Origin of the sequence: Acinetobacter calcoaceticus (assembly GCF_051947995.1) — a bacterium.
Taxonomy (GTDB): domain Bacteria; phylum Pseudomonadota; class Gammaproteobacteria; order Pseudomonadales; family Moraxellaceae; genus Acinetobacter.
The window spans coordinates 21,974-41,071 of the sequence record NZ_JBLVVH010000011.1; the positions used below are offsets into that span (position 1 = coordinate 21,974).

Below are 19,098 nucleotides of genomic sequence, written 5' to 3' on the forward strand. Positions count from 1 at the left end.
TTCGAATGAATTATTTTTTTATCATACAATACTCCTTATTAACTCTGCCTTTATTTGTAATGCCATTGATCAAAATAGATGAGTAGATTGCTTTAAATGGTTGAGCTATCGATGTTTAAATTAAACCTATTTGGAATGCCAAGTCTGGGTATTAAGACTTTCTTGAGTGTGGTTATCTCTCCCAGTAAATTGTTTAAAAAGATGGAGGCTGGTCTTTCATCTTTTTTTATTTAAGTTTTAGCTGTTTAGGATTAAGGTGTTGGTAATCAATCAGTCAGGAAGATGGTTTTGAACCAGTTACCACGATATGTTTATTATTTATTGCACAAGCATTTTTTGTGTTATTGCTGATGTTAATCCGAGACCAGCAATTCGCTGGCAAAGTCTCATCTTCCTCACCCAAACCGCCTGAAACACGTTAAAATAGTGCTTTGCTGAAATGTATAGATCACCACTGTTATGACCGATGTACCTGTAAATGATGAATATGACCGCCGTTTTGCTGGTGTTGCCAAAATTTATGGAGAAAGTGCATTTGCTCATTATGAGCAAAGCCATGTCATGGTCATCGGGATTGGTGGTGTGGGCAGTTGGGCGGTTGAAGCACTGGCACGTACGGGAATTGGCGAGCTCACCTTGGTGGATATGGATGTCGTTGCGGCATCAAACATCAACCGTCAATTGCCAGCAATGAGTTCAACACTGGGACAAGAGAAAATTGAAGTGATGGCTGAACGGTGCCGTCAAATTAATCCACGCATGAAAGTGAATGTGATTGATGACTATCTCACACCCGAAAATGTCAAAGAGATCCTTAATCCGGTTCCGACCCTTATTTTAGATTGTATTGATGACGTCAAAGCCAAGCTTGCCTTGATGTTGCATTGTCGCTTTAACAAGATTCCCTTGATTGTTTCGGGCGGTGCAGGCGGTAAGCTGGATCCACTGAAAATTCGTGTCGCAGATTTGTCCAAAACCGAGCAAGATCCGATGTTGGCAAAGTTGCGTACTCAACTTCGTTCTATGGGCATTTGCAAAAAGCCAAAAGAGAAATTTGGCATTACTTGCGTTTATTCGATCGATAATCCGTTTTCAAGTGCAGAGGTATGTCCAAGCGCTGGTCTACGTTGTGGAGGCTATGGTTCAGCCGTAGTGGTGACGTCAAGTTTTGCGATGGTTGCCGTTGCGGAAGTCCTGAAAAAACTGGATAAGCTCAGGACTTAAATTCTTATTGGATTGATTATGCTTGTGGGTATTGCGGCGCTAAGCGGTAATAGCTGTAAGTAACATTCGGATCTTTATAAACGTCATAGCTGGTCTGTTTAAAATCAGAGACCCATTGTGAACCTGTGAAGCCTGCGATGTGACCGTAACGATGCTTTTTGGTGCGGTGAATAATATAAATATCACCTGGCTGAGGATTGTTAAACTCCGGTGCAATCTGTTGATAGCCGATCTGTTGTAGAGTACGTCCCCAGTCTGAAGCTGCGACAGGATGTTGCACGATATTGGCGCCCGCAGACTGTAAGGCGATTCTGACAAATTTGGCACATTGAGATGAGCTGCGATAAGACGCCCGTTTAGCCAGTTTTTGCGAGAATTTACTCACATCAATTGCAGGTGCTGATGGAGCCTTCGGCATTTCTCGATAAGGAATAACCACCTGCTGAGCAGGGGGGTGAATCATACTGTGATCAACTGAAGGTACATCATAAATCATTGTGAATCTCTACCGCATTTTCAAAACAACTGAACGTGTGCCAGAATCTATTACGCGGCACATGGTAAGCGATAAATCTCAAAAAAACCAAAATGTAATGTAATAATATAACAAATTTTCGAATTTATAATGAATTCTTAATCAATATTTATTGAAGATTATCTTAATTATAAGCAAGTTATGTGACACACTAAAAAAAATTTCAGATTTGTAAAATGATATTTCACAGTGTGAAGTGTGTCACGTTTTTTAGGGGCTGTTAGGCTTGATGCTCTTTCAGATAATCTTCGGTACGCTGCATGGCGGCCTGAATATTTTGAATGGCAATTTCAATATCGCTTATGGTTTTTGCATTGCCGCCACTGAGTGCCTGACGCCATTTTCGTGCGCCCGGCAAGTTCTGGAATAGACCTAAAATATGACGGGTGATAATCGATAATGGAGCGCCTTCAGCAACGCGTTGATGAATATACGGCATCATTTGCTGCATGATCTCAAAACGATCAGGCGCTTCCAGATTCCAGAGTTGCCCCATCTCCGCCAATAAATACGGGTTATGGTAGGCCTCACGACCAATCATCACACCATCAACATGCTGTAAATGCTGCTGGGTTTCCGCAAAGGTTTTAATTCCGCCATTGATTTCAATGGTCAGGTGGGGGCGTTCCAGTTTCAGACGATACACATCTTCATAACGTAAAGGGGGAACATCACGGTTTTCTTTTGGTGATAAACCTTGCAAGATCGCAATACGCGCATGCACGATAAAATGCTTACAACCTGTTGCTGCGACAGTATCGACAAAATGCAGCATTTCTTCATAAGACTGCATATCATCGATCCCGATACGATGTTTCACGGTTACCGGAATTGATACGGCTTTTTGCATGCTATGAATACATTCGGCCACCAGATGGGGCTCCGCCATCAGGCAGGCACCAATTTTATTGTTTTGTACACGGTCGCTAGGGCAGCCGACATTCAAGTTAACTTCATCATAACCCCAGTCCTCTGCCATTTTGCTGCAGGTCGCGAGTTCTTGTGGATTTGAACCACCCAGCTGTAACACGATCGGGTGTTCTTCTTTGTTGAAGTCGAGATGGCGATTGGCGCCGCCGTAAATAATCGCACCTGTCGTGACCATTTCAGTATAGAGCACCACATTGGGGTTAAACAGGCGTGCAAAGAATCGATAGTCTTTTGTTGTCCAATCCATCATTGGCGCAACGGAAATACGTGGCTTTAATGATTCTAGTGATGGCATAAACGGCTCTCGGATGTGGACAAGAAAAGAAAGGGCAGCATTATACGAGTTTTAGCAAAATTTCACCAATGCTGATCCCGATCACTTCAATTTTTAAGCATAAACAGCCAGATTCAAGGTGTAACAATCTGGTTTCGCTTGGTTGCTAGATAATCTATAAAGCTAAATAGCATGCAGGCCAATACCAGACTGATACCTGCCAGACAGGTTGCACTCCAGCCACCATGATTCCAAGCAAAAATTCCCAGAGCCGAACCACCAGCGCCACCAGTGAAGTAGGCAGTCATATAAATGGCATTAATCCGTGATTTGGCATCGGGACGTAACCGGAAAATAATGCTCTGGTTACTGGTATGGACTAATGCCAAAGCTAACTGGATCAATGCAAAACCAAGAATATAGCTCACTAAAATCGTTTGACCGAAATAGAAAAATATCCAGCTGAGAATGAATAAAGCACAACCGATCCAGGTCAGTCGGCTGGTATAGCCTTGATCTGCATATTTACCAATATATTGGGTAGAAAGCGCCCCAAAAATACCGACCAGTGGTACCATGCCAATCAGCAGATCTTGTAGATGATGGGCTGACGTCAATAATAGGGCGATGGTTGAATATAAAATACTGACCGCGGCAAAGGCAAAACCCCCAGCAAGTGCGCGTAACACCAAACGTTTTTCTTGCTTCAGCAGTTGCGCCATGGAGACAAAAACCTGACCATAATTCAGCTTCATACGCATCACATACGGCAGGCGGCTTTTTAAGGCATAGGCCAGGATCAACATTAGAATACCACTGACCACATAAATGACTTTCCAGTGAAACAGGTTGGAAAATAATCCTGCGAGACTGGTTGAAAGCAAGATACCCACCAGTAAGCCACTCATCAAAAAGCCAATGACTTCGCCTGTCTTCTCAGGTTTTACTGTCATGGTGGCCAGCGGAATCAGCACTTGAGCTGCCACTGAAAACAGGCCAGCCATCACTGTGCCCAACCACAACATCGGTAAATTTACTGAAAAGGCACTGATGAATAAGCCAATAGCGCATAAACCCATCAATAAAGGAATAAATCGGGTTTTGTTAACTACATCGCCCATTGGCACAATGAACAACAGGCCGAGTGCATAGGACACTTGCGCAAAGGTGACAGTTAGGGCTGCCTGACCTTCGCTCACTGAAAAATATTGCTGAATCGAATGAATCAAGGGCTGACTATAATAGTTGGCGCCCGCACATAAACCGCATGCCGCTGCCATAAACCAAAGTAAAGTTTTATTTTGACTGATATCTTCTTGAGGGATAGACATAGGATTCTCTGTTCTGATTTATGCGGTATAAGCGGTAGCTTCGATTTCGACTTGCATGTTTTCTAGGGCTAGCGCAGGTACAGGAATCAGGGTGCAGGCTGGAAATGCCTGATTTTTCCATAAAGCTTGTATGATCGCGACCAGCGCCTGAAGCTTATCAGCATCATGATTGACGACCAGAATACGTAGCACGGCAATATCTGACAGCTGGGCCTGGGCTGAAGCTAAAGCCTGCTGAATATTATAGAAGACTTGTTGTACCTGTTGGTCAAAATATTCAGACAGCTCGCCATTTTTATTTTCGCCACCCTGACCTGCGATATGAATCATCCGCATATTGGGCTTTACAATCGCGACGTGACTATAACCATTGCGATGCGGGTCATAGAGCGCATCGGGATTGATCAATTGAAATGCATCGGTATGGGGCTGATTCATGGCTAAAACTCATTTTGGTTGCTGTGGTATGTTAGTATCAAAGCTCAAGTTAACTAGAGGTCAAGCAGATTTTGAAACAACAATTACAGACTTGGCTGAGTATTGGCGAATTGGCGAAAAGAAGTGGTGTTTCAGTTCCAACCATCCGTTTTTATGAAGAAAAAGAATTGATCTGGGGCACGCGAACGACAGGGAACCAACGCCGTTATCAACGGGCGATGTTGAGAAGGATTGCGATTATTAAAGCAGCCCAGCAAGTCGGGATCAGCTTGCAACAGATGAAAGAGAGTTTTGCGACCCTGCCGAAGCAGCAAGTGGCCACGAAAGAAGATTGGCAGGTCATGTCACAACAATGGCAGGGACAACTCGATCAGCAAATCATGATGTTGCTTCAGCTACGTCAACAACTGGATCAATGTATTGGTTGTGGCTGCCTGTCTTTGCAACAATGTCCATTAAGAAACCCGGAAGATTGTCTCGCAGAAGAGGCAATGGGGGCGCATTTTCAGGAAATTTTATTATTGCTGAATCAGAAGGATGAAGCGAATCATTAAGTTGTTTAATTTTTGCACCAATATTGTGCAAAAATACGGCTTTTGCTAGACAAAACCATACAAATATCACTTGAAAAAATGCCTGCTCAAGTTTTTACATTTCTTTTTGGTTTTTCTGAGGGTTTATCTCAATTCAATTCAGATTTATTGATAAGAGAATTTGTCATTTCATCGCAAGTCATCCAGCAAGTAGTGCTGACACATTTATCAAGAAGTCGCCGAAACGACCAAGAGAAAAGCAAGAGAAGCCAATCCCACTCCCCAGCAGCATGTCTATGATGCTGATTCAACCCATTATTTTTGAATAGCCACAATAAAAACCAAAGGAATATAAACGGAACTTGGTTCAAGGCTGTTCAAGATAAGGATGAGGAGTAAATTTGTTGAATAAATACCGTGTGGGTATACCTTCTGGTACGGAATACCGCAATTAAAACTGAACGGATCGCTTGGAGACTGATCAAAATTTCATATTGAGAATATATGAATGGAGAGTTTTGCTTTTCAAAAAGTCAAACATGCTGAGCATACAAGTTTTCAATATAAATGTGAATCATCAGTTCAAAATATGGGTATTTATTAAATAAATATTGGGTGGAAATTTAAAAAACTTCCATTAGAATCCAAATTTCTACAAAGAATACTCCTGGGGGAAACATTGCTATTGGCGATGTTTACTTAAGAAAAACTAGCTTGAGGGACGCTCATGCAGATCGGAATCCCAACCGAAACTGTCGCTGGTGAAAGTCGTGTAGCGGCTACACCGGAAACAGTGAAGAAGTTGATTAACGCAGGTCATAGCGTTGTCATTGAACGTGGTGCTGGTGTTAAAGCTGCGTATATTGACAGTGCTTATGAACAAGTTGGCGCAACCATTACGGACGATGCATATACAGGTAGCCAAATTATTTTGAAGGTACGTGCCCCTAAAGGCGACGAAATTCAAAAACTTGCGGCGAATACGACTGTGGTTGCTATGTTTGACCCTTACCGCAATCCAGAATTAGACCAGTTTGCTGCTCAGCAAGTGTCTGCTTTTGCTTTAGAACTGCTTCCACGTACGCTGTCTCGCGCACAAAACATGGATGTACTTTCTTCTCAGGCAAACTTGGCAGGCTATAAGTCTGTATTGTTAGCAGCGGCTGAATATCAACGTATGTTCCCAATGTTAATGACCGCAGCAGGTACAGTAAAACCTGCCCGTGTTGTGATTATGGGCGTTGGTGTTGCTGGTCTTCAGGCGATTGCGACTGCGAAACGTTTGGGTGCTGTTGTGGAAGCAACAGACTTACGTCCGACCGCAAAAGAGCAAGTTGAATCTTTAGGCGGCAAATGGCTAGACGTGCCAATGTCTGATGAAGAAAAACAACGTGCTGCTGAAGCTGCGAAAAGCGGTTATGGTTGGCAGCCGGGTGAGCAATACATCAAAGATCAAGCTGCGATTGTCGATAAAGCTGTATCAAATGCTGACATCGTAATCACCACTGCATTGATCCCAGGTCGTAATGCGCCGCGTTTAATTAAAGCTGAAACCGTTGCCAAAATGAAACCGGGTTCTGTCATTTTAGATATGGCAGTTGAGACGGGTGGTAACGTTGAAGGTTCTAAAGAAGGCGAAACGGTTACAACTGAAAATGGCGTGAAAATTTTGGGTATCCCAAACATCCCAGGCACGGTTGCAACGGAAGCATCTGCATTGTACGCGCGTAACGTATTTAACTTCCTTGAGACATTATTCGATAAAGACAAAGTCTTTGCGATCAATCAGGAAGATGAAATCCAGAAAGCGTTACTTGTGGCACATGGCGGTCAAGTACTGCTCAAGCGCGGTTAAGGAGAGTTCTCATGGTTGAAACGATTACAATTTTCGTCCTTGCCATCTTCGTAGGTTATTACGTGGTGTGGGGCGTAACACCTGCATTGCATACACCATTAATGGCGGTAACCAATGCGTTGTCTTCAATTATTGTGGTGGGTGCGATGATCCAGACTGTGGGGATGCCTGCGATTGGTGTGGATGCCAATGTTGCATTCCAGAGTGTCAATGTGGTGAGTGTGCTTGGTGCGATCGCTGTATTCCTGGCAAGCATTAACATTTTCGGTGGCTTTGCTGTAACTGCTCGTATGCTTGAAATGTTCAAGCCGAAGCAAAAGAAAAAAGAGGGCTAAGCGATGGAATTCATTCGAGACTATGCGGATTGGTTCTACCTGATTGGTGCTGTCCTCTTTATCTTAACCTTACGTGGCTTGTCTGGCCCTAAGACTGCAATTGCGGGTAACCGTTACGGTATGATCGCAATGGCGATTGCGGTTGTGACTACCTTCTTTGTTGCTGAGCATCCGGTGGTCTGGATGATTGGCGGTGCAATGGTGTTAGGTGCTGTTGTGGGTATCGCACGTGCGAAAACTGTTCCAATGACACAAATGCCTGAAACTGTCGCATTGATGCACTCTTTGGTCGGTCTGGCTGCGGTATTGATTGCGATTGCTGCGATCTTGCATAACAACCAGCTCACTGCATTGTTTGCACAAAATGAAGCTGCTTTAACGGTTGCGGGTGTTCAACATGCACATATGAGTTCAGTTCATTTGTTTGAATTGTTCGTAGGCTGCTTCGTGGGGGCGATCACCTTTACCGCTTCTGTATTTGCTTACGGTAAATTGGCTGCGAAGAAATGGGCGAAAACAATTTCGGGTGCATGGGTTAAACCGGTTCAGGCGATCATCTTTATTGCGATGCTGGCCTGTGGTTTCTACTTCTTCACTACCGGTAACATGACTGCATTCTGGGCAATGACAGCACTTGCACTTGCATTTGGCTGGGTATGGATTGCACCAGTCGGTGGTGGTGATATGCCGGTTGTGGTTTCACTATTGAACTCATTCTCTGGTTGGGCTGCGGCAGGTATTGGTTTCACACTTGAAAACAATATGTTGATTGTTGCCGGTTCGCTTGTAGGTTCATCTGGTGCGATTCTTTCTTACATCATGTGTAAGGCGATGAACCGTTCAATCATCAATGTATTGTTTGGTGGTGCAATGGGCGGTACAGCAGTTGCTTCAGCAGACAAAGGTGAGCAAGTGCAACGTAACCACCGTTCTGGTTCAGCAGATGACGCAGGCTTCCTGATGTCAAATGCAGACAGCGTTGTGATTGTACCGGGTTATGGTATGGCGCAAGGTCGTGCACAGAATGCAGTGAAAGAGTTGTGTGAAATTCTGAAAGAGCAGGGCGTAAAAGTTCGCTTCGCGATTCACCCAGTGGCAGGTCGTATGCCTGGTCATATGAACGTATTGTTGGCAGAAGCAGATGTTGCGTATGAAGACATCTTGGAAATGGATGAGATCAACTCGGACTTCCCTGCAACAGACGTGGTACTTGTGATTGGTGCGAACGACGTGGTTAACCCGGCAGCGAAAGATGATCCAAGTTCACCAATTTATGGTATGCCGATCCTTGAAGCGCATAAAGCCCGTACCATTATGGTCATCAAGCGTTCAATGGCGACAGGTTATGCTGGCCTAGACAATGACTTGTTCTACAACGAAAAAACCATGATGATCTTTGGTGATGCCAAGAAAGTTGTGGAAGATATGACCAAAGCAATCAATGGTGGTGGTCACTAATCTGACCTAGTCAGGATTGTAAAAGCCACCTTCGGGTGGCTTTTTATTTGCGTTTATCTAGGGGGATTAATCAAAATATGTATTTTCGGGTAGTCCTTGCAGTAACTCGAAAAATTGATGAATTTGTGCTTCTGTGACACGTGCTGTGGAAATGGGTGGCAGTTCATCTTTACCAAAGAATCCAACCTCAGAGGTCTCAATACTTGGTTTTAACTCACCGCCAGTGATTTCACACCAAAAGAAAGCCTTATACACATGTAAAAACATGGCTGGATGAGGATGTTTTCTTCGATCTGTCAGTGCGAGCAATTTTGTTGCTTTCACTTCTAAACCTGTTTCTTCTAATACTTCTTTTTCTGCATTCTCTGCTGCTGAGTAGCCAATATCAGCCCAGCCACCTGGAACGGACCATAAGCCATCCTGTGTTTCTTTGGCTAATAAGAGTTTATTGTCTTTAAATACGACTGCACGTACATCTATTTTAGGTGTTGCATATCCGACATCTTGAAGCACGTCTGCAATAAAGTCTTGAGTGTCTATTTCTTTTAAATCAATCAAAGTGCGGACATAACTGATAATCTGGTCATAACGTTCTTTGTCATAGACATCTTTTGAATAGTACAAACCTGTTTGCGCTAGTCCAGTAATTTTGTTGAGTGTTTCAATCCATTCGGTTGAATCTTTCATCTTGTTTTAGATTTAATTGCTGATCATTGAATCCATACTAGCATTGTTATGTTGATTGGCAATGCAAAGAAGGAATTTATCAAGCTGAATAGGGAATCATAAAAATAGCTTAAAACGAGTTTTTAAGTATAAAAAAAGCGACCGATTCGGTCGCTTGTTTGAAGAGCTTTACGCTACAGATTCGGGTACACGCCATAAGCTTTCTAGGTCAGAAGCTAAACATGGTCTTACGAAGCGGGATAAAATTGATGAAATTCGTTTTCATTAACTTTCTATTTATTTATAAAACGGCTTTAATGTCTTGCAGTGATAATTTTATAAAATGTTTTGAATATAATGACTCCAGATAAGTTACAAAAGTATATTAACCAGCTTTATTGGTATGATGGATACGAGCGTGAAGCTGCCTTGAAACACTTAAAGGGGTGTTTTGAACCAATCTTATTTCCGCATTTGTTACGCAAATTAAGCGATTATGTACCTATTAACCGAAAACTAGCAGCTCAACATTTATTGAGATGGGTTGACCGACCTGAATGTATAGATCTTTGTCTTGATTACTTTCTTGATATTTATGCGATTCATAAAAGAATTCGTATCGTGGGTGAGATTGAAGATATATTGATGAGGAAAATATCCCAGAATTTGGATAAGGTAAAACCTGTATTACGTTTTAAACAAGGAAAACTCAGTCGAACGCTTTATCACTATCTTTTAGATAAAAAATTACTTTCGGAGCTTGAGCTGGTAGAGATAGCACAATTCGCCAATGATCAAGGAATTCGTAAATACTGGATTTCTTTTGTTGTGAAGCAAGATGTTGTATTCATAAAGCAGCAGCTAATACAAACGCAATACGCTGATGTTAAAAAAGCAATTTTATATGAATTGCAACAGCGGGGTGAGTTGGATGAAGTTATTCTACTTCAAGCACTGAATAGTCAGTATTTATCAATCATCGATATTGCTATTTATGAGTTAAAACAACGGAATTTTGATTTTTCTAAATACTTTGAAAAGTTCTTAATCCCCTCTTCTTTAACTGAACAAAAAGTTAGACTCGGGTTGATGCAAATGTTGTTATTAAAATGGGATAAGCAGGACTTTTATTCTTTGATTAAGCTTTTAAATCAACCTTCTGTTTTATTTGTTGTTTTATATAAGGCGATGAAGTTGGAATATTTTGATTTAAATGAAGTTGTGAAAGTGCTGGAAGAAAAACAACTAAGATTACCTTTTTATTTGTTGCGAAAATTTATTTTACTTGAACGTATTCAACCTAGACAGCTTGATAATCTTTATCAATTTAGTAATGAGCAGCTTGGTATAGCTCAACGTTTAGAGGCTTGCGATCATTTTTCTTTTTGGAATAAGTTTGATTGGCTTATCTGCCTATGGAAATATGGTCATACCAACAGAGAAAAACAGATTCTAGTAGAAAAGGTTAAGGAATTATTAAGTGAGGTCCAGTATCAGTACTATAAACCAATTTGGACGAATGAAGAAAAGTCGGAGCGGGGTGCTTTATTTGCTACCTTTTGTCAGGTTTTTAATCTCACAAAACAATATCAAGTGGAATGTGAAAAAGTCCAAGAGTTACTTACTTAAATATAAAAAAGCGACCGATTTGGTCGCTTTTTTGGAGAGCTTTACGCTACAGATTCGGGTGCGCGCCATAAGCTTTCTAGGTCATAGAACTTACGCGCGGTTGGTAACATTACATGTACCACAACGAAACCGAGATCGATTAAGATCCATTCGGCATCGCGTTCACCTTCGACACCGATTGGGCGGAAACCTGCTTTACGTGCTTCATCAGCAACATTATCTGCAAGGGCTTTAACGTGACGTGTCGATGTACCGCTTGCAATTACAATTGCATCGGCAACATTGCTGATCGTACTTACGTCAAGTTCAAGAATATCTTTGGCTTTTACATCAGTGAGAGCTTCATGTACAACTTTAAGGCAAGCGTGTACATCTTTGTTCGCTGTTTTGATTTTTAGGTCGTGAGAATTAGAAGCGCTGGGCGATGGTTCTAAATTCATAGAGGGTATATTTTCCTGACAATTGCTCATTGTCAAATATACCGTTTTTCTCTAAAAAGTTCAAATTTTAGCAGTAACAGTTTATGTATTCACATCATTGGAAAAGTACTTCTTTTTCCAAGCAAAAGATTGATCTGACTGGTTTTTTGGTCGATATTCCGCTGCCATAAGACCGCGATAGTCACTTTGTAGCAGCCAGTCAAAGATTTGTTTATACGGGATATTTCCTGTATCTGGCTCATGGCGACCCGGACAGTCGGCAAATTGAATATGTCCAATCTGGTGCAGATTTTCTTGTAGCCCGGCTAAAACATCTTCCCCCATCATCGCCATATGATAACAGTCATATTGCATTTTTAAGGCCGGATGGTTGACTGCCTCTAACATTTCCTGACCCTGAGCAATGTTCTGAATCAAAAAACGTGGCATATCGGTGCCATTAATCATCTCGAAAACCGGTTCGATTCCTTGCTCGCTCAACATGTGGCAAGCAAGCTTCAGGTTGCTGGCCAGCGTATTCAGGCAAGGGAGCAGATCTGCATCCAGCGGTTGTTTGCCAGCCAGAATATTAACGCGCGGCACATTGAGTGCGGTGGCATAGCGTATTGCCAGTTCAAGTGCCTGATGGAATTCAATTTCTTTTCCCGGGATGCCTGCCAGCCCGTTACCGCCTTGCATCAGATCACCGGCAGGAACATTAATCAGGCATAGTGACAGATTGTGCTGTTCCAGTTGGGTACGTAGATCAACTACATCTAATTCATAAGGAAACTGAATTTCAACCTGTTGAAATCCGTGCGCATGGGCCAAAGCAAAGCGCTCAATTAAAGGGACTTCGGTAAAGATCATTGATAAATTGACTGCGAGATGGCTCATGTTCTGACTCCCTGAATCAATAGACCCTGTTTATTGTTCTATAACTTTGATAATAGTAGCTAAATCCTTCTCGGAAAAGCCATTTTCTTGGTGGGCTTGTAACTGTAGTAGAGCTTTTTGTGCAACAGGTATCTTTAAGTTAAAACTTTGTGCCAGTTGTAGTGCATTGTTGAGGTCTTTTGACAGGGTTTGCACTTTCCATTGTACCGGCTCAAAGGTATCGGTTGCCATGCGCGGTGCTAATATTTGGAACGGCTTTGAATCGGCAAAGCCACCTGCAAGGGCGGGTGCGAGCAGGGTGGTGTCTACGCCGGCCTGATCCGCCAGTGCCACCGCTTCAGCAATCAAAGTACTGTTGGCAGCCACAATTAACTGATTACAAATCTTGGTGGCTTGGCCTGTACCCGAGTCACCCATACGGGTCACACGCTGGGACAGCACCTGATAAATAGGATCAAGTTGCTGGATGATCTCCGCATCACCACCTGCAAAAATGACTAAGGTTCCTTGTTCAGCCCCCATGGTTCCACCGGATACAGGAGAGTCAATCCAGATCACACCCTGTTGTTGTGCTGCTTGAGCAAGGCTTAACGTCGCGGCAACGGATAGGCTGGAAAAATCCACAATGATTTGTTGTGCTTTTAAGGCTGGCTGAATTTGGGAAAACACATTTTGAACTGCCTGATCATCGGCTAGACAGGTTAAAACCACAGGATAATTTCCAATCTCTGCCAAGTCCAGACTTTGAGCACCTTGTTGAATCAGCACTTCACATGCATGAGGACTACGGTTCCAGACCGCCACCGTATAACCCGCTTGTAACAGTCGGCTGGCCATACGTGTGCCCATTAATCCCATCCCTAAAAATGCGATAGGTGTTTGTTGATTAACCTGCATGTGAATGTTCCCTGATTGTGCTTATTTATATTGGCGCGGTAAAAATTCCACTTCCGGATTTTTATCTTTCTTACGCGCAAGACGACTATTTTTACCTAACAATAATTTAAGTTGCCACAGCTTTTCCAGACGTAATGCTTTTTCCGGTTGGTGTTCCATTGCGTCCAGCACGCGTTTTGCGGCCATAATCGCATCGGGTGAACGCTGTAACATTTCTCCGGCAATCAACTGGGCTTTTGCCAATGGATCGTTGTCTAAATGCGTCACCAGACCAATTTGCTTGGCATATTCGGCATCAAAGATGCGTGCGGTCAGCGTCAGTTCTTTGGCAAGATCAACGCCAATCAGACCTTTCAGCGAACGGGTCAGTCCCATATCCGGTACAAGGCCCCAGCGACTTTCCATAATCGACATTTTAGTACTTGGTGTTGCGATACGAATATCTGCGGCAAGTGCCAGTTGCATGCCAGCGCCAAAGCAAAAGCCTTCAATGGCTGCAATCACAGGAATCGGCAGGTTCTGCCAGATTAAAAATGCTTTTTGAAACAGGCTCTGGCCAGGCTTGATCAGTTCCCATGCTGCAAATGCCGTATTCTTCGGGTTGTTTAGATCAGACAGATCGATGCCAGCACTAAATACATTGGCTTCACCCGTTAAGATGACACAGCGGATTGAACGGTCTTTTTCAATTTTTTTGGCGGTGATCACCAGTTCTTTTAGCAAGGCAAAGCTCATTGCATTGCGTTTGTCTGGTCGGTTTAAAGAAACGGTCGCAATTCCATTGTTCTTTTCAACGCGTAAAAGTGCCATCTGTCTTACTCTTATTGTGTTCGATGAGGCAGCATAACATGAGTGTCAGGGCTGAAACATGACACCCCAGTCACCTTAACTGTCGTGCGCATGCAAGATCAAATGTGCTGCCTGTCTGACCTGTTCAATCGCAGTATTGAGCTCGCTGAAACGATGATTGGTTTCACGGATAAATTGATCATCTGCTTTACGGCGCTCTTTGCGTAAGGTCGAAACAAACTGTTCAAACTCACCTGAGACCTGTTGCAGATTCGGTGTACCGACATAGCGGGTTGCGCCATACAGACGGTGCAGCACATGCTCGAGCTGTGGAAAATCCTCCATTTCAATCAACTGCTGCATTTCTGCAAGTTCGGTATCGAAACTGTCGACCAGCATATTTAACAGGTCTTGCGCCAAATCTTCTTTGTTCGCAGCCAACTGCACGCTTTGTTGCCAGTTCAGAATATGAGGGTCAATGGACTCGATTGGACGCTTTTGTTCAATATTGACTGGCTGGGCACTAAAGTTATTCTTGGTCCAGTGCGTCAAGATCTGGATGATCTGTTCCATCTGAATCGGTTTGGTGACATAGTCATTCATGCCCACTTTAAGTAACTTCTGTTTTTCATCTGCCAGCGCATGTGCGGTGAGGGCAATGATAGGCAGTTGCATGCCGTTATCAAGCGTCGATTCTAGAGAGCGGATGGCGCGCGTGGTATCAATCCCTGACATGACCGGCATTTGAATGTCCATAAATACCAGATCGAATGGCGGTGATTTTTGCTCGATACGTTCCTGAATAATATCAATGGCTTTTTGCCCACTGAGTGCTTTGGTGGTGGTGACATTCAGTTCACCCAGTAAAGCTTCAAGTACAATCAGGTTCGGTAGATGATCGTCAACGGCCAGAACGTGTAGGCCTTGACCATTAAAGTCTTCAGGTTCCTGTTCGAAAATCGGCTGGTTACCGAGTAACTGAACCAGTTCGCGACGACTAAGCGGTTGATACAGCGGACGAGCGCGATATTCATTCAGCATATTCGGATCAAGGCTCATCTGGTAACCATACACCGCAAGGTTACCGTGATAACGCTGACGAATTTCTTTTAACAGTGCTTCGGTATCGCCGCTATGGTCCACAATCAGCCAGGTGCTTTCTTGCTGATTGAGATGATTTAAACGGCTAAACAAGTCCAGAATAGATTGGGTTTCGATATGAGAAACCCGATAATTTTCCAGATAGGAACGTAGCACGCTGGCCGTCGCAGGGTGGGCCAGATAAGACACCACCTGTAAATGGTCAAAATGAGGATGCTCGACAAACTCATCCTGTTCTTCCACTTTAAAGGATGCGGTAAACCAGAAGGTCGAGCCTTTCTCTGTAGGTGCACGTTCCTGATTGTCTTCAAAGCCAATCTGACCATGCATCAAATGTACGAGCTGCTTGGAAATGGCCAGACCGAGGCCGGTTCCACCAAATTGACGGGTAACCGAAGCATCCCCTTGGGAAAAAGATTCAAATAATTTTTTACGGTCAGTCCCGCTTAAGCCAATACCGCTGTCCTGTACGCTGAAATGCAATAAACATTGTCCAATTTCATCATCTTCCATCCGCACCCGCACAATGATCTCACCGTCAGGGGTGAACTTGATCGCATTGGAAATCAGGTTGGTCAGAATCTGTTTGAAACGTAGCGCATCACCGACCACATGCTGTGGAATGTTTTCAGCATAATAGAAGGCCATATTGATATGCTTTTGTGCCGCCAGCGGCGAGAGCATATCCATCACATCAAAGATGGCTTCTTCAAGATCAAAGGGGGCGGTTTCAAGTTCCAGTTTACCCGCATCAATTTTAGAAAAGTCCAGTACATCATTAATCAGTGCCAATAAATGCGCTGAGGATTTTCGAATGGTTTGCAGGTACAGGTTCTGTTCATTACTCAGGTTTTGCTGACGTAGCAACAAATGAATAAAGCCATCAATACTGTTCAGTGGCGTTCTGAGTTCATGACTGATATTGGCGAGGAAAACCGACTTGGACTGATTGGATGAAATCGCCTGGTCACGTGCCTGACGATAGGTAATGTTCTGAACTTCCAAGGTATCCAGAGTCCGACGTAAATCTTCTTCGGTCTGTTCGGTATGTTCTTTTAATTCGAGAAAGCTAAAGTGCAGGCGTTTGACGACATTGGCAATGTCACGCTGTAGTAAACGCAGTTCACCGGTACTGTTCACCACAATGTGCTGATCGAGGGTGTCGGCATTGAGTCGTTGCATCTGCATACGAATCTCGTAGATCGGGGCCAGCCAGCGACGGGAGAACACATTCAGGCAGAACAGTAAAATCAGGATGGTCAATAAACCGGTGACTACCAATGAAAGTAAAACTTTATAGCGGGCCAGTTCCAGCGGTTGATTGTCCAGTTCAATCATCAGCCAGACGGAATCAGGATTACCATTGTCCAGTTTTGCGCCGTAAATATTGTTGTGGTTATGCGAAATCGGACCGAAAAAATTACTGTTATTGGGGAAATTAGGCCAGAAGCGGTTGTTTTGATAACCGACACTTAAATAGGTCTGTCCTTTATTATCAATCAGCACTGCACGTTGTAAATTCTTTTCATCAAACATTTTTTGCATGATGTTTTGTGCGCGGTCATATTGATCGGGCTGCTCTTGCACCAGCTTTAATAAATCATTCGCGGTTTGATGATAACGCGCCAGAATCGCCGAGGCATCTGAGCGCTGTTGCTGTTTCGCTGAGTTGGTGGTTTCGGCTAAAACCCAGAGAATTCCTACACTTGTCAAAATTGCAATTGGCACAAGAATCAGTGCAATCAACTGCCCATAAGCATGATTGAGGCGTAAACGTTTCGATATGGTCTTATTGAAATTTGACATAGTTCGGTCAGATTTATCATTCTGCGCAATATCTTAGCATGCTTTCTAATAAGCGCAGAGACCTGCTTGCCAATAAAAAGCAGAGTGAAATGGTGCAGTATTTCTGTTTTTTTCATACAATAGTCGCCACCTTAATATCGGTGTCGATCATGACGAATACGCAAACTGATTTTTTAGCAGATGAATTTTTACTGGATGAGTATGTCGGTAAAACCCCTTTAGTACGTTTGCAGCGTTTAGCGTGTCATACCCAGGCCATGGTATTAGCCAAATTAGAAGGTAACAATCCGGCAGGTTCGGTTAAGGATCGTCCTGCCTATAACATGATTGTACAGGCCGAAAAACGTGGACAGATCCAGCCAGGCGATACCTTGATTGAAGCGACCAGTGGTAATACCGGTATTGCTTTGGCGATGGTTGCGGCCATGCGCGGCTATAAAATGAAACTGATCATGCCGAACAACATGAGTCAGGAGCGTAAAGATGCCATGCTGGCCTATGGTGCGGAGTTGATTGAAGTGACTCAGCAGCAAGGTATGGAAGGCGCGCGTGACCTGGCAATGCAAATGCAGTCAGAAGGCAAGGGTTTTGTACTGAACCAGTTTGGTAACCCAGACAATGTCGAGGCCCATTACCTGACCACAGGACCTGAAATCTGGAAGCAAACAGGCGGCAAGATTACCCATTTCGTTAGCTCGATGGGCACCACAGGTACGATCATGGGGGTTTCTAAATATTTGAAGGAACAAAACCCTGATATTCAGATTGTCGGTCTGCAACCTTCAGACGGTTCCAGCATCGCGGGGATTCGCCGCTGGCCTGAAGAATATTTGCCAACCATTTTTGATCGCAGTCGTGTCGATCGTATTATTGATATTCCCCAGATTGAAGCAGAAAAAACCATGCGTAAGCTGGCACGTACCGAGGGGATCAGTGCGGGGACCTCTTCCGGTGGCGCAGTTTGGGCGTCGGTGAAAATTGCTGAAGAAACCCCTGATGCCGTGATTGTCTGCATTATCTGCGACCGCGGTGACCGTTATTTATCAACGGGGTTATTTTCAGTTCAAGATGAAGACTAATCTCCCGTCGGGCGCTGTTATAATGACAGCTCACCCTTGGTTCAAGGGAGCTGTTTCGCTCCGTAAGGGAATTCTGAAATGAATTTACGCTTTCCAATTTTAGTGTTTGATATTGAAACCCTGACTGATCTCAAGGCCGGGGCACATCTCCATGATCTGGATTTGCCAGCAGCCGATGTAGAACAGGCGTTGACCAAGATTCGCCGTCAGGAATCAGGTGTAGAGTTTCAGCGTCTGCCTTTACATGAGATTGTCTGTATTTCTGGATTATGGATTGATGAAAAAGGCTTCCGCCTGTTTTCATTCAGTCAGGAACAGAATAGCGAAGCAGAAATGCTGGCCAAGTTTCTGTCTATTTTTGACAAGAAACAGCCGACACTGGTGAGCTGGAACGGCTCACAATTTGACTTGCCTGTGATTCTGTTCCGTGCCATGTACCATGGCCTTTCTGCGCCGAGCCTGTTTGATCAGGGCGAAATTGACCAGCAGAAGCGGTACAACAATTATCAGAATCGCTATCATCATCGTCATGTTGACCTGATGGATGTGATGGCCATGTTTAATGGTCGTAATTTCCAGAAGCTGGATGATATTGCCTGTTTGCTGGGTTTCCCTGGTAAACGTGGTGAGGTGGGCTATCATGTGCCAGACTATGTACGTACTGAACAATGGTTAAAATTGACCAGTTATTGTGAAGGCGATGTGCTGAATACATGGTTGGTCTATATCCGCTGGTTATTGCTAAAAGGTCAGCTCAATCAAAAGGATCATCAACAGTTGATTCAGGCGACGATTGATTATTTACAAACTCAAACGCAACAAACAGAATTTTTACAGGTATGGCAACAAACATCGCAATATACTGTATTTACCGCACCCACTTTTGCGCCAAAAAATTAGGT

At 43.6% G+C, this 19,098-nt stretch carries 18 protein-coding genes; 8 read left to right on the top strand and 10 right to left on the bottom strand.

All coding sequences use genetic code 11. The features are described 5' to 3' along the window. Positions 1-459 precede the first annotated feature (459 nt). Entirely contained in the window at positions 460-1,224 is a 765-nt protein-coding gene (locus tag ACNQO6_RS16265) for a tRNA threonylcarbamoyladenosine dehydratase (RefSeq protein ID WP_440209659.1), read from the top strand. Positions 1,225-1,240: 16 nt separating this feature from the next. On the opposite strand, the gene ACNQO6_RS16270 is transcribed toward ACNQO6_RS16265, so the two are convergent. The 4 genes from ACNQO6_RS16270 to ACNQO6_RS16285 form a co-directional block, all read right to left on the bottom strand. After that, a complete protein-coding gene (locus tag ACNQO6_RS16270) occupies positions 1,241-1,720 on the bottom strand; it encodes a CHAP domain-containing protein (RefSeq protein ID WP_343580828.1) in 480 nt (159 codons plus the stop codon). 259 nt (positions 1,721-1,979) lie between these two features. Next, positions 1,980-2,984, bottom strand: coding sequence for a tRNA dihydrouridine(20/20a) synthase DusA (gene dusA / locus ACNQO6_RS16275; RefSeq protein WP_440209660.1), 1,005 nt, complete (start codon positions 2,982-2,984; stop codon positions 1,980-1,982). 113 nt (positions 2,985-3,097) lie between these two features. After that, the gene (locus ACNQO6_RS16280) at positions 3,098-4,294 is read right to left on the bottom strand and encodes an MFS transporter (RefSeq protein WP_440209661.1); all 1,197 of its coding nucleotides are present in this window, start codon (positions 4,292-4,294) and stop codon (positions 3,098-3,100) included. An 18-nt stretch (positions 4,295-4,312) separates the two neighbouring features. Continuing rightward, a complete protein-coding gene (locus ACNQO6_RS16285; protein ID WP_440209662.1) occupies positions 4,313-4,732 on the bottom strand; it encodes a RidA family protein in 420 nt (139 codons plus the stop codon). A 68-nt stretch (positions 4,733-4,800) separates the two neighbouring features. Here ACNQO6_RS16285 and soxR point away from each other — a divergent pair, with 68 nt between their 5' ends. From soxR to ACNQO6_RS16305, 4 genes are all read left to right on the top strand, one after another. Next, entirely contained in the window at positions 4,801-5,286 is a 486-nt protein-coding gene (soxR, locus tag ACNQO6_RS16290) for a redox-sensitive transcriptional activator SoxR (protein WP_440209698.1), read from the top strand. A 706-nt stretch (positions 5,287-5,992) separates the two neighbouring features. Next, entirely contained in the window at positions 5,993-7,120 is a 1,128-nt protein-coding gene (locus tag ACNQO6_RS16295; RefSeq protein ID WP_032871103.1) for a Re/Si-specific NAD(P)(+) transhydrogenase subunit alpha, read from the top strand. A gap of 11 nt (positions 7,121-7,131) precedes the next feature. Then, positions 7,132-7,455: a proton-translocating transhydrogenase family protein gene (locus ACNQO6_RS16300; protein WP_004774657.1), complete on the top strand. Its 324-nt coding sequence runs from the start codon at positions 7,132-7,134 to the stop codon at positions 7,453-7,455. Positions 7,456-7,458: 3 nt separating this feature from the next. Next, the gene (locus ACNQO6_RS16305) at positions 7,459-8,913 is read left to right on the top strand and encodes an NAD(P)(+) transhydrogenase (Re/Si-specific) subunit beta (RefSeq protein ID WP_440209663.1); all 1,455 of its coding nucleotides are present in this window, start codon (positions 7,459-7,461) and stop codon (positions 8,911-8,913) included. A gap of 66 nt (positions 8,914-8,979) precedes the next feature. On the opposite strand, the gene ACNQO6_RS16310 is transcribed toward ACNQO6_RS16305, so the two are convergent. After that, entirely contained in the window at positions 8,980-9,600 is a 621-nt protein-coding gene (locus ACNQO6_RS16310) for an NUDIX hydrolase N-terminal domain-containing protein (protein WP_440209664.1), read from the bottom strand. 336 nt (positions 9,601-9,936) lie between these two features. Between ACNQO6_RS16310 and ACNQO6_RS16315 the strand changes: the two genes are divergently transcribed. Further along, positions 9,937-11,208 (top strand): hypothetical protein, encoded by a 1,272-nt coding sequence (locus ACNQO6_RS16315; protein WP_440209665.1) that lies wholly within the window; start codon positions 9,937-9,939, stop codon positions 11,206-11,208. Between the two features lie 41 nt (positions 11,209-11,249). Here the strand turns inward: ACNQO6_RS16315 and rsfS are convergent, their stop codons facing one another. The 5 genes from rsfS to ACNQO6_RS16340 form a co-directional block, all read right to left on the bottom strand. Continuing rightward, a complete protein-coding gene (gene rsfS, locus ACNQO6_RS16320; protein WP_005228728.1) occupies positions 11,250-11,648 on the bottom strand; it encodes a ribosome silencing factor in 399 nt (132 codons plus the stop codon). An 81-nt stretch (positions 11,649-11,729) separates the two neighbouring features. Then, complete coding sequence (locus ACNQO6_RS16325; RefSeq protein ID WP_440209666.1) at positions 11,730-12,524, bottom strand: hydroxypyruvate isomerase family protein; 795 nt, start codon at positions 12,522-12,524, stop codon at positions 11,730-11,732. Between the two features lie 30 nt (positions 12,525-12,554). Beyond that, positions 12,555-13,421, bottom strand: a complete 867-nt coding sequence (locus ACNQO6_RS16330) for an NAD(P)-dependent oxidoreductase (protein WP_440209667.1) — start codon at positions 13,419-13,421, stop codon at positions 12,555-12,557. A 21-nt stretch (positions 13,422-13,442) separates the two neighbouring features. Further along, on the bottom strand, positions 13,443-14,231 hold the full coding sequence (locus ACNQO6_RS16335) for a crotonase/enoyl-CoA hydratase family protein (RefSeq protein WP_440209668.1): 789 nt from the start codon (positions 14,229-14,231) through the stop codon (positions 13,443-13,445). 75 nt (positions 14,232-14,306) lie between these two features. Next, positions 14,307-17,117 carry a GacS-like sensor histidine kinase gene (locus ACNQO6_RS16340; RefSeq protein WP_032875850.1) on the bottom strand — a complete coding sequence of 937 codons (2,811 nt, stop codon included), beginning with the start codon at positions 17,115-17,117 and terminating at the stop codon, positions 14,307-14,309. Between the two features lie 149 nt (positions 17,118-17,266). Between ACNQO6_RS16340 and cysM the strand changes: the two genes are divergently transcribed. Beyond that, on the top strand, positions 17,267-18,196 hold the full coding sequence (gene cysM, locus ACNQO6_RS16345; protein WP_343578829.1) for a cysteine synthase CysM: 930 nt from the start codon (positions 17,267-17,269) through the stop codon (positions 18,194-18,196). A gap of 78 nt (positions 18,197-18,274) precedes the next feature. Next, the gene (locus ACNQO6_RS16350; RefSeq protein ID WP_440209669.1) at positions 18,275-19,096 is read left to right on the top strand and encodes a 3'-5' exonuclease; all 822 of its coding nucleotides are present in this window, start codon (positions 18,275-18,277) and stop codon (positions 19,094-19,096) included. The last annotated feature ends 2 nt before the right edge of the window (positions 19,097-19,098 follow it).